This is a genomic window from Pedobacter sp. KBW06 (assembly GCF_003852525.1).
Taxonomy (GTDB): domain Bacteria; phylum Bacteroidota; class Bacteroidia; order Sphingobacteriales; family Sphingobacteriaceae; genus Pedobacter.
Genome location: NZ_QAJL01000001.1, coordinates 2,087,178 through 2,099,531 on the forward strand (window position 1 = coordinate 2,087,178; position 12,354 = coordinate 2,099,531).

Below are 12,354 nucleotides of genomic sequence, written 5' to 3' on the forward strand. Positions count from 1 at the left end.
GTTTTTAAGGATTTTATTGTTAAATTTATTAGCTAAGATGAAAAGACTAGTCTGTATACTCGCTCTACTCTCCTTTGGAACGGCATTTGCCCAAACGCAAACCCTTCCGGCGGATACCGTTCCCGCCATCATCCATGACAAACCGGAATCCGGTGGAATAAAATTCAGCTCTACCTTAAGGCCACTAAGGCAAATTGCCGGAGCTCCGGAACCATTTTACACTTATTTCTGGGAATTTGGCGATGGAGGTTTTTCATTCGAGAAAGAGCCAATACACTTTTTTCCGGAGGATAAACTTTATCAGGTGAGGCTTTTTGCAACCAATAGCTATGATGATGGTAAACGCCCGCCAACCCGGCCAAAGCCATTAAAACCGGGAACCAGCAGACCTGTCCTTGCATCAAATCAAGGCCCCTCACTCTTTAAGTCCGGTGGCGCTATTGAAATGAAAACCAATTGCATGCCCAAACCCGGCGATGACATGATGCTGGTGCTGGGATACAGAAATAAACCGGAGAACGGCATTGCCAATTTAAGCGGAACCATTGCCTTTTTATACAACGACAAAGAATTCAATAAAGACAACTTCGAACTTGCTGAAGTCCGGAGTTACTACAACGAGAAAAAGTCTACAATGGACAAATATGGCAGCTTTGCAGCTTTAAAGCAGCAGACAATGAACCCCTATACTGCTTCGCTAAAAGGGCCTGCGGCGCCGGAAACTACAATTCCGGTATTTGATCCGGAGGGTACCGCTCTGATCAAAGAAAAAATGAGCGCTTTTAGAAAAGCGGAAAGCTGGAAATTCCAAAACCTGAAATCCGGACAGGAGAACTTTCTCTTTCTTCATTTAAAAACAACGCCCGAGATGATTAAAGATACCAACGCGGTCGTCAAACTAACGGGCATGTTTATTCCTGATGATGCCCTGGCAGCTACAGAATTTTTCACGATGGAGCTGCAAATTGTAGCTTCTCATGACCCGAATAAAATGATGCTTAAAAACAGCAGGATGAATTATCGCTTTACCGGAAAAAACAGAAAACTGACCTATAAAGTTAAATTCCAGAACACGGGTAAAGGACCTGCAAAAAAAGTAGATGTTGGCGTAGCTGTTCCTCCAAACCTGGATATCGCCTCTATTGAGATCCTGGATTCAAAACCTAAAATTGCAAGCTGTGATGCGGCCTATGTCAATCAAAGTTGTATGGATACCATCAGAACTGCAGACAGCGTTCGTTTCGTTTTCAAAAACATCTATCTCCCAGGTTTGCAACAGAAAGGGGTAAACGATGCAGATTCTACCATGGGCTATGTGGAATATAAGATCGGATTTCTGGAAAAGCCTAAAAAGCTGCCCTTTAGAAGTGGTGCGGCAATTGTCTTTGACAAAAATGAGCCAATCTATACCAACAGGGCTACCGGCAAGTATAAAACAGGGTTATCCCCGGGAATTATTGCCGGCTATGGCTTTCCGTTTGAAAGTGGGAACAGCCCTTTTTCCGGACAAAAGAACATTACTTTCGGACTGAGTATTGCCCCTTACGCCCCGCACCGTTACTTTTTACAGGCGGAGCTGTACATGAACTCCTTTTCAGAAAAAGAATTCCTGATCAAAAGGACACCCGGAAACGGAAGGTTTATCTCTGTTCCAAACAGAAAAGAAGAAAAGATCGATTATATCGATAGCACCGCAAAGATCAGGGTCGTAACGATCAACCTGGTTCCCTTACAGATCAGGCGTAATTTCAACAAGTATTTTGGTGCAGGTATTGGTACACTGGTTTCTTTTAACCTCGATAAACAGGCCACACCGCTACGGACCATTGTACTCGAAGCAACAGCGGCAGGAAGCAGTCCTCCAATCAGCCAAAGCTTTAAAAAGATCAGCAGTAGTTTCAATGATTTTCAAAACACTTTCTTTGCTGACATACAACTGGGGAAAGTTCATGTGGGGCCGGCAATTGGTTTCCGTTATCTATATACTTTGCAACATAGCAACAACAGGTTCATCACTTATTTAACGTGGAAGTTCTAATCAGAAAAGTGATCAGGGGCAGTCTTTTTGCCTTGCTCTTGTTTTTTTCAACATTCCTCGCTGCACAAACAGCCGAAGTACTGACTGCGTCGTTAAAAAGATCGCTGGATTCACTCAAAAGAAGCAACAACCTGAGTGATTGGATCTATACCAGAATTGACTATACCCAGGCACATCCCAGGGAAACCCTCTCTTTCCTGATGAACAGCACTGCCGATGCCTGGCGTGGCCCAAAATCTTCTGCAGAAATGCAGGCCTGGCTATTGTTACTCAGTCACCAGGGCTATAATCAAATGTATGCCGGAAATATCCTCAATTCCATCAATTGTTATGAACAAGCCTACAACTACTGGCTGGAGCACAATGTCAATATGGACATCTCTGATTTTGTGCTGAAACCCTGGGCTAATAATTATACCAGGCTCGGAGATTACGAAAAGGCGATTTTTATCCAGCAAAAAACACTGGCCTTTGCCTTGAAAGAGCGCAACGCAGAACTCGCTGCCTCTACTTACAATAACCTCGGCATTTCTTATCGTTCCATCGGAGATTTCAAAAAAGCCCTGGAATGTATTCAACTGGGGAAACAAAAGGTCAGATCAACCGCTCCTATATCTATTCTCTTAGACAATACCCTTGCTGATATTTACTATGATAAAAATGAATTAAAGGAAGCAGAAGCTGTTATTTCCAGCAACATTGCCCGACAAAAAAACACCATAAAAGATCAGGAAACGGCCTACTGGTTGTTGAGCAGTTACATTACCGCCGGCAATGTTCAGCTGGCCCTGAAAAACCTACCGCTTTCCACGCGTTATTACCAATTGGCATTAAAAACCAACGACCAGTATTATAGAGGAAACAGGTTGAGGGAAAAGGCCCAGATCATCACTCAGCTGGGAAAAATAAAACTGAGAGAACAACAAGGCAAAGCAGCTTTAACCTTTTTCAATCAAACCTTGAATACCCTTGGACTGTTAAATTCCGCAGGGCAGGTCAATCCAGGCAAAATTTTTGGTGACAACCGTTTACAGGATGTATTTTATCAGCGTTCTTTGGTATACTCCCTTTTAGGAGAAGAAAAAGAAGCGCTTCAAAACATCAGATGGTCTCTTTTAGCGGGTGATAAAATACGTTTTGAGCTCGCTGATGTAAAAACAAAACAACGTTTTCAATCGGAAACCAAACAAATGGCAGAAAAAGCCATTGACATCGCCTTTGGCTTGCTGGAAAAAACCAAAGATCAGCATTATGCAGCAGTCATTCTGGACCTGATGGAACAAACCAAAGCAAGAACCTTACTGGACGACATCAGGCGCAATCAGCAGCAACTGACCCTTCAAACCAGAGATCCCCTTTTTATTCAGAAACAAAATCTGGAAAGTGCCATCGCTTATCAGGAAAAAATAGCGTTGCAAGATGCCAGGGATATTCGTCATTCAGCAAAAAATAGTGCGGACCTGAAATTTAAGCTGGAATACGTCAATAAAAAAATAAGGGAACGTTATCCTGCAATGGCCTGGAATGTAGATACGGAACTGAACACCCAGGCTCTTCTGAAAAGATTGCCTGCCAAAGCACATTTCATCGAATTCTTTTCCGGAAGCAACCGTATTTATGCGATTGAAATCAACAACAGACAACTGAAACAGGTCACCAGAATCAACCATGCCGCAGCAGTAAAACAAAGGATCAATAATTTTGTAGAGACCTATTACAGCCATGGCCCGGAAGCCATGATAAACGACCCTAAAGCTTTCTTCGACGCGTCTTACCATTGTTATCAAACCTTAATGGGCGATTTCAGCTTCCCAAAAAAGGAACACCTGATTATCGTTCCGGATGAAGCTTTGGGGAAACTTTCTTTTGAAGGATTGATTACCGGTCAATCCTATCAGCCTGTTATTTCCAAATGGCCATTTTTTTTGAAAAAGCAGAACGTCGCTTATGCTTTTTCCATCCAAACCTGGATCAACCAAAGCAAGAGAAAGCACAGCAGCTTATCCGAAAAAGAAAACCCTGGAACTGAAAAATTTGCAGGCCTGTTCATCACCCACCAGGGGAACAACAAACAGGCCATTCCTGCAGTTGCCCTGGAGGCGGCTTCCTTAAAAAAATTGGTTTCCGGCGAATTCTTAATCGACAAAGATGCAGGCACAAAAGATTTCCTGCGGGCCTTTGAACAGGCAGATGTGCTGCACATCAGTACCCATTCTTACCTTTCAGGTGTACGTAAAGAACCGACCCTGGCTTTTCAGGACAATCAGGTATTTTTATTTGAGCTATCGGCCCTGCAAAATGCACCTGGCCTGGTGGTGCTCAGCGCCTGCAGAACTGCAGACGGGATGATGGCTGATGGAGAAGGCATCATCAGCCTGAGCAGGGGCTTTGCTGCCATTGGAACACAAGGCACCATTGCCACACTCTGGAATGTAAATGACGACGCTGCAGCAAAAATAACCGCAGAGACCTACAAAAATCTACTGGAGGGAAAAGAGATCAGCAGCTCCTTACATGAGGCCAAGTTGAACTGGTTAAACAGTCCTCAGCAAAGTGCAAATCAATACCTTCCCTATTATTGGGATGCACTCATCTTTATGGGTTACGACCAAAGCATCAACCTCCCCAAAGCGGGCTGGCCCTTACGCTACTATGGTATCCCGTTTATCCTGATCGGCCTTACCGCAGCATTTGCTTTTTACCGGCTAAAAAAATGATTATTTACCTTGTTTTAAAATGACAGCTCCCAGTGGCGGGATCTGTAATACCAGGGAATTTTCACGACCATGGCAATCTGCCTGTTCAGAAACCATCAGTTTTTCATTGTGCCTGCCACTTCCGAAAAATTCTGCAGCATCTGTATTGAAGATCTCTTTCCATTTGCCTTTAAATGGCAATCCAATCCGGTAATTTTCCCTGTACACCGGTGTCATATTCAGAATCACAATCAAGGTATCTTTTGCTTTAGTTCCCTTTCTAAGGTAGATATAGACCGAATGTGCGGCATCATCAGCATTGATCCATTCAAATCCCTCATAAGAAAAACTGTGTTCATACAAGGCAGGCTCAGAGCGGTATAAATTGTTAATTGCCCTTACGGTTTTCTGCATGCCCAAATGCGGTGCATGCTGGAGTAAATGCCAGTCGAGCGAGCTTTTAAAATCCCATTCATGGGTCTGCGCAAATTCATTCCCCATAAATAACAGCTTTGTTCCCGGCTGGGTAAACATATAAGCATATAAAAGACGGAGGTTTGCAAACTTTTGCCATTCATCACCCGGCATTTTATAAATCATAGAAGACTTTCCATGCACCACTTCATCATGAGAAAAAGGCAGCATAAAGTTTTCACTGAAAGCGTAGGTAATGCTAAAAGTAAGCTGATGGTGATGAAACTTCCTGTTGATGGGATCATTTTTAAAATACTTCAGCGTATCGTTCATCCAGCCCATCATCCATTTCATCCCGAAGCCTAAACCACCGGCATGTACAGGATGTGTGACGCCCGGATAAGTACTGCTCTCCTCCGCGATCGTATGGACCCCTTCGAAATTACCATATACTGCTTCGTTCAGGTCTTTCAGAAACTGAATGGCCCCCAGATTTTCGCTGCCTCCAAATTCATTGGTTGCCGCATCTTCTTCTTTTCTCGAAAAATTAAAATACAACATAGAGGCGACTGCATCCACCCGGAGTCCGTCTGCATGAAACTGGTCCAGCCAATACAATGCATTACTGATCAGGAAGGAACGGACCTCATTTCTGTCGTAATTAAAGATATAAGACTTCCAGTCCGGATGAAAACCTTTACGCATATCGGCATGTTCGTAAAGGTGCGTTCCATCGAAGTGATAAAGTCCGTGTGCATCCCCTGGAAAATGTGAAGGGACCCAATCCAGGATTACGGCAATGTTATTTTTATGCAGTTCATCGATCAGGTACATCAGTTCTTCCGGTGTTCCATGCCTGGAGCTCGCCGCAAAATATCCGGTAATCTGATATCCCCAGGAAGGGAAATATGGATATTCCATGATGGGCATCAGCTCCACATGGGTAAAACCCATGTCCAGAATATAAGGAACCAGGCTTTTTGCAATTTCTTTATAGGTCAGGACCCTTTTAGGTTCTGCCGGATCTCTTTGCCAGGATCCCAAATGTAACTCATAAACAGACATTGGCTGGTTTAAGGCATTCAGCTTTGGACGCTTTTTTAACCAGGTTTTGTCTTTCCATTTATAATCGGTATCCCAGATTACAGAAGCCGTTCGTGGCGGATGTTCCCAGCGTGTGGCAAAAGGATCTCCTTTCTGGATGTCTATGCCATCAAAACCTTTGATGGCATATTTATAGACTTCCCCTTTTTTCAAATCCGGGATAAAGCCTTCCCAGATACCGGAGGCATCCCAGCGCTTATTTAAAGGGTGTGCGGTCTGATCCCATTTGTTAAAGTTACCCACCACGCTCAGCTGTTGCGCATTGGGTGCCCAAACGGCAAAATAAGCACCATCCGTTTGATCGATGTTCAGGAGATGTGCTCCCATTTTCTCATACAAACGGAAGTGCTTACCTGAAATGAATAATGAAATGTCAAAATCAGTAAACAAGCTATGTGGCCAAACGCTTTTGCTGCGTTCATCTAAAACAGGAGTTGTCTCGATCTTTTTACCGGTTACTTTCTTACTGGAACTGCTTTTACCTGATGTGCTCATTAAAATGATTTTAACTAGTTTACATTACTCACCGTATACCTTAATTGTCATAAAATTCTTATTGGATTTGAAGCGCAGACAATTGCGTTCATCCGTATGGAAATCCGTTACATCTTTTTCGTCTACGGTGATCTTTTTCACTTTAAACGGAACTCCGATGACGTTATAATTGTACAGTTCATAATTAGGCGTGTAAAGTCCGTCCATGCTCTGTTCAATCTTTAATTTCTTTTGATCTCCCTTAACGCTGAATTTCTTCTCCGAATAAATGTCCTGCTCGTAAGCGAAGGTATCTCCATGGTCTTCATAAAGAAAGGAATTCACTTCGTAGTCTGCGTAATAGATATTTAACAATACCTCATCTACATTTTTTTCGCCTACATATTGCATCACCGGATACTCCGGAATCACCGATCCTGCCCGTACGAACAGCGGCATATGATCCAGCGCAGCCTCAATGTTATGCTCGCTTTCCCCGTTCAGCACCTCATGTGTCCAGAAGTTATACCATTTCCCCTTAGGCAAATAGACCAGGCGGGAAGTAGCCCCCTGTTCCAAAACCGGACAAACCAGGATTTTATCCCCGAAGGTAAACTCATCCTGACGGAAATGATTGCTTACATTTTCCTGTTCCAGCATGACCAATGGCCTCAGGATCGGGAATCCGTAACGGTGATGTTCCCAGAAAACCGAGTATAAGTAAGGCATCAAACGGTACCTTAATTCAATATACGTCCTGTTAATGCTCGTATAAGGCTCGCCAAAGCTCCATGGTTCCCTTTCTGCAGTATCACCGGCAGAGTGGGCACGCATAAATGGAGAAAAGGTTCCCAGCTGAATCCAGCGGGTAAACAATTCTGCATCAGGCTCTCCGCTAAAACCTCCGATATCAGTTCCACAGAAAGGAACGCCCGAAACAGACATCCGCTGACACTGGATATTTCCTATTTTCAGGTGCTCCCAGGTTGCAACGTTATCCCCCGTCCAGACACAACCATAGCGTTGCATTCCGGAATAACCCGCACGCGTAATGGTAAAAGGGCGTTTGTTCCGCATCAGTTTTTTCAAACCATCATAGGTCGAACGTACCATTTGCATCCCATAAACATTATGTGCTTTACGGTGTGATCCCCGGTAACCATCAAAATTATGTCTTACATCGTTTGGAAATGTTCCCGCACCAAATACGGCAGGCTCATTCATATCGTTCCAGACACCAGCTACACCAATGTCTACCAGCTCTTTATACAAATTACCCCACCATTCCCTTACCGTTGGGTTGGTAAAGTCCGGAAACTGACATCTGCCAGGCCATACATGACCCTCCATAAAGTAATCATCACTCCTTCTGCAGAAGTAATTGTTTTCCTTACCCTCTTTAAATACCCAGTAATTATCGTCCACTTTAATTCCCGGGTCAATCATCACGACAGTTTTAAAGCCATCATCAGCCAGTTCCTTGATCATCCGTTTAGGGTCAGGGAAATAGTTTTTGTTCCAGGTAAAGCAGCGGTAACCATCCATATAATCGATATCCAGATAAATGGCATCGCAAGGGATATTTCTGGACCTGAAGCCATCGGCAATTTCTTTCACCTTTTTCTCAGGATAATAACTCCAGCGGCATTGATGGTACCCTAAAGCCCATTTAGGCGGCATAGGGTGTGTACCGGTCAGGGTTTGGTATCTTTTTACCACGTCCATCATATGTGGGCCATGGATATAATAATATTGCAGTTCTCCACCATCAGCCCAGAAGCTGGTCTTTTGGTTGTCTTCCTTTCCGAAATCAAAATAAGAGCGGAAAGTGTTGTCAAAGAAGATCCCGTATGCCGCCTGCTGATGTACCCCCAGGTAAAAGGGAATCGTCCGGTACAAAGGATCCTGATCCCATCCAAAGGAGTAGGCATCCGTATTCCAGTTCTGGAAATGACGTCCCCGAAGGTTCATATTTCCGGATTTATCTCCTAAACCAAAGAAGTTCTCCTCGGGCAGGCATTTTTTAGTGGCGTATACATAATAACCACCAAATTCTATATTTTCTTCCCAGTGCATTGGCGATTCATCTTCGCTCATCACCAGCTGGCTCAGCTTTTCCGTAAAAGAGATGTGGAAATCTTCTTTTCTGATCTTGCAGGTAATGGTATTGGTAGAAATGGCATAATGGTCTTCCAGTTCTTCCATTTTAAAGGTAGTTACCTTCTGGTCTACTACCGGAACAGCGTAAGAGAAATCATCCAGAAAAACACCATGTGGTGCCAGTCTGACCCTGATGATCTCATCGCTCACTACCCTGATCTCTACCCTTGCATCGCCATCAGAGAAATAAAACTTATTCCCATCTTTTTTAACCTTTTGTACTGCTGAGAGGTATTTCTTAACAATAGGCTTCAGGTCGGTAACAGGATTGTTCAAATGTTGTATTGCCTCTTCAACAATTTCCTGAATTATGCCATCATCCTTTATTTCTTTCCCGTGTTCGTTTTGTTCTTCCATGAAAATCGTTTAAGTAAAAATAGCAGATCAATAGATCGTGTAATCTGTACAACTAAGGTGTTAAAATTTATATGAAAACCAAAGGATTATTTTGCAGCTTTTCCTTTGTAAGCGATAGTGTTAACCAACAAAAAGCCCCGGCTGAGGGCCAGGGCTTTTTATGGTAGAAATAGAGAGATCCCTAAGGATTGAACGTATAAGACACATAATATAGCGCCCCAACAGAAGGGTTACCATAAGAAGTGAAGTAATATTTATTCAGCACATTCGAACCTCCGATTTTAATCATAGAGTTTACCGAAGGTACTTTCAAATTGATCTGTGCATCCAATGTACTGTAGGCAGGCACATCTCCTGAAGCAAAAGAAGAGTTCCAGTAGAATTTATCCTGCCAGCGCCAGGCCACATTAAAACCTACATTTTTAAAGATTTCTTTATTGCCGAATCCCAGGTTGTAACGGTATTTAGGCGTGTTGAAATCATTGATATAACCTGCAGGAAGGTCGCCGATCTCATTATAAGAAACGTTACCGCTCACATTGAATTTACCCAATAAATAGTCAATTCCCAAAGCAGCACCATAAGCTTTCACCTCTCCTGTAGCATTTACAGGAACACCGAACTTAGTGAATGAACCATTGTTATTCTGGTAAACATCTACCGCAGTAATGAAGTTTTTATACATATTATAATAGGCGTAGGCATCGATCAGGAACTTAGGTCCTAATAAACCTTTGTAACCCACCTCATAAGCCTGAACACTTTCCGGAACTACTCCTTTAGGATCAAAATTATATTGCTGTAATAAAGTCGGGTTTGGTGCACCTGCAGAAGCTGAGGCCAGGAAGGCGCGGTAACTTACATCAGTAAATGGTTTATTGGTGTAAAGGCTGTAATTGTTCAGGCTTTCAGGTAATCCGCCAATTAACCTTTGTGAACCACCGCCAACGGATAAATCTATGTACTGATTCTGAGTTGTCGGGTTTCTATATCCTGTCTGATAAGACAAACGGATATTGTTATTAGGCGCAACAGTAAATACACCTGTTACCCTTGGCGTAAAGCGGCCTTCAAAATTTGTGCTTTTATCGTAACGTCCGGATACGGTAAGTTTCACCTTATCGTTAAAGAATTTTTTACCCAATTGTCCGAAAGCACCATATTCATTGATGTCGATTTTTTGGTTAAGGTCATTAAAGATCGTACCACCAGATCTCAACTGATAGATGCGGTATGAGGCACCAAGCTGAAGCTCTACTACGTTGTTCAGTGCATTGGTTAAATTGTACATCCCTTCATAATGATACAAATTGGTTTTATCGTTGAATTTAGCACCGTAAATACCTTTGCTAAAATCTGTACTGGCAATCGTCGTATTCATAATCTGCTCTTTGGCAGCTTCATACTGTGCAGATCCGGGTTCAAATCTTCCCTGATTGGCAGCAGCTCTGGCAGCAGCGTGGGCAGCTGCATCATTTGCACCTAAAGCACGTGCACCTACGTAATTCCCTACATACTGAGGGAACCAGTCTGTCGATCTTTTTGATTTCTCATTGATATAACTACCCAGAATGGAAGAAATATAAGAATCACCGGAACGTTCCTGAGTAGTGTATCCTTTCAGGAAGAAATCCTGTCCTTTTAATTCCAGTTTATATTGTCCGATGCTGAAGTTACGTAAAGAGTAACGGTCCGATCCTGTATAAACCGAAGTTCCTGTACCCCAGTTTGCCTGAGCAATTGCTTCTATCGTAGGTGTAAACCTGTAATGTAAAGCACCTGAGGTTTTCAAAGACTGAGTTTTATAGTCTACCAGGTTTGCTTCTTCATATCCGGTTCTGGAAACATTCTGATCCGGAAGCAGGCCTGGTGTATTTAATCCAACAGTAAATGGCCTGAAACGGGGATCTGTAAGTAAAAAATTTGCCAGTACAGGAGCACCCGGACCAGCTTTGAAAGCGGCAATTTGTGCAGCCGTAGGATCAGTTGACAAGCCTAATGCAGTCTTTACGAAACCGGAAGTTCCGGCGTTAAGTGCTGCCTGTGCCACATTTCTCATGTTTTGGCTCACCTCATCACCATAGCTGTTGATGCCATCATAGTTGGGATCAGAATTCCTGTCGCCAGGTTTAAACTGACGCGCTGCACGGTCAAAGTTGCTGAAATTGTTTGCATGCCAGTCTTCCGCCTGTATAAAAGAGAAAGTCCCTTTAAATGCAAACCTGTTATTCCAGGCTTTTGCTACGCGAACGTCCAGCTGGTTAACCGGCTGTCTGCTTGTAGCATCATCATTCACATGGTTGATCCCTTTTTTAAATTGAAAACTTGCACCCTGATAATCAAATGGGTTTTTAGAAGTCACCAGCATCGTTCCGCTGATACCTCCCGCACCGTATAAAGCAGACGATGCACCAGGCAAGAGCTCAACATTGTCAACATCCAGGTCATTTACCCCCACGATGTTACCAACAGAGAAGTTCAAACCGGGAGCCTGATTGTCCATTCCGTCTACATATTGGTTGAACCTGGTATTTCCATTCGAGTTAAATCCTCTGGTATTGATAGATTTGAAGGTTAAACTCTGGGTACTGATTTCGACCCCTTTCATATTGTTCAGCGCATCATAAAAAGAAGGCGCAGCGATTTCTTTAATTGCGGCGGCTCCTATCCGTTCAACAGATACCGGAGATTCCAGGATCCTTTCCGGAGTTCTGGAAGCAGAAATTACCACTTCCTGTCCTAAGAGCGCAGTTTGTTCCAGCTCTACATCCAGATTGGAGGTATTGCCGGAAATTTGTTTTTCAACAGAAATATATCCCAAATAAGAAATCACTAGCGTAAAAGGTGCTTTCTGCGAGGTACTGAAATTGTATTTTCCAGCGTTATCAGTAGCGGTTCCTGAAGTGGTGCCTTTGACTGTAATCCCAACACCTGGTATTGGTTCTTTAGTGAGTTTGTCGGTCACCGTCCCACTAATGACGACGTTTTGTGCCTGTGCTGCTGAGATTGCAACGAAGAACAGTAAAAACGTGAAGATTGCCTTTGTAAAAGTTTTGCTCATACGTAAGAATTTTATATTTGGTTAATTTTATCTTAAATTTAATACAATTT

The 12,354-nt window shown here is 43.2% G+C and carries 5 protein-coding genes; 2 read left to right on the forward strand and 3 right to left on the reverse strand.

Translation table 11 applies throughout. The features are described from left to right. Positions 1-37: 37 nt before the first annotated feature. Together DBR43_RS08555 and DBR43_RS08560 are read left to right on the forward strand one after the other, a co-directional pair. Positions 38-2,038, forward strand: coding sequence for a PKD domain-containing protein (locus DBR43_RS08555; RefSeq protein ID WP_124579745.1), 2,001 nt, complete (start codon positions 38-40; stop codon positions 2,036-2,038). Further along, a complete protein-coding gene (locus DBR43_RS08560) occupies positions 2,026-4,755 on the forward strand; it encodes a CHAT domain-containing protein (RefSeq protein ID WP_124579747.1) in 2,730 nt (909 codons plus the stop codon). The genes DBR43_RS08555 and DBR43_RS08560 overlap by 13 nt, the downstream gene beginning before the upstream one ends. On the opposite strand, the gene glgB is transcribed toward DBR43_RS08560, so the two are convergent. The 3 genes from glgB to DBR43_RS08575 all read right to left on the reverse strand — a co-directional run bounded on the left by glgB (position 4,756) and on the right by DBR43_RS08575 (position 12,304). Continuing rightward, positions 4,756-6,747, reverse strand: a complete 1,992-nt coding sequence (gene glgB, locus DBR43_RS08565; protein ID WP_124579749.1) for a 1,4-alpha-glucan branching protein GlgB — start codon at positions 6,745-6,747, stop codon at positions 4,756-4,758. A 24-nt stretch (positions 6,748-6,771) separates the two neighbouring features. Continuing rightward, on the reverse strand, positions 6,772-9,243 hold the full coding sequence (locus tag DBR43_RS08570) for a glycoside hydrolase family 31 protein (protein WP_124579751.1): 2,472 nt from the start codon (positions 9,241-9,243) through the stop codon (positions 6,772-6,774). A 181-nt stretch (positions 9,244-9,424) separates the two neighbouring features. Continuing rightward, positions 9,425-12,304, reverse strand: coding sequence for a TonB-dependent receptor (locus DBR43_RS08575; protein WP_124579753.1), 2,880 nt, complete (start codon positions 12,302-12,304; stop codon positions 9,425-9,427). Between the last annotated feature and the right edge of the window lie 50 nt (positions 12,305-12,354).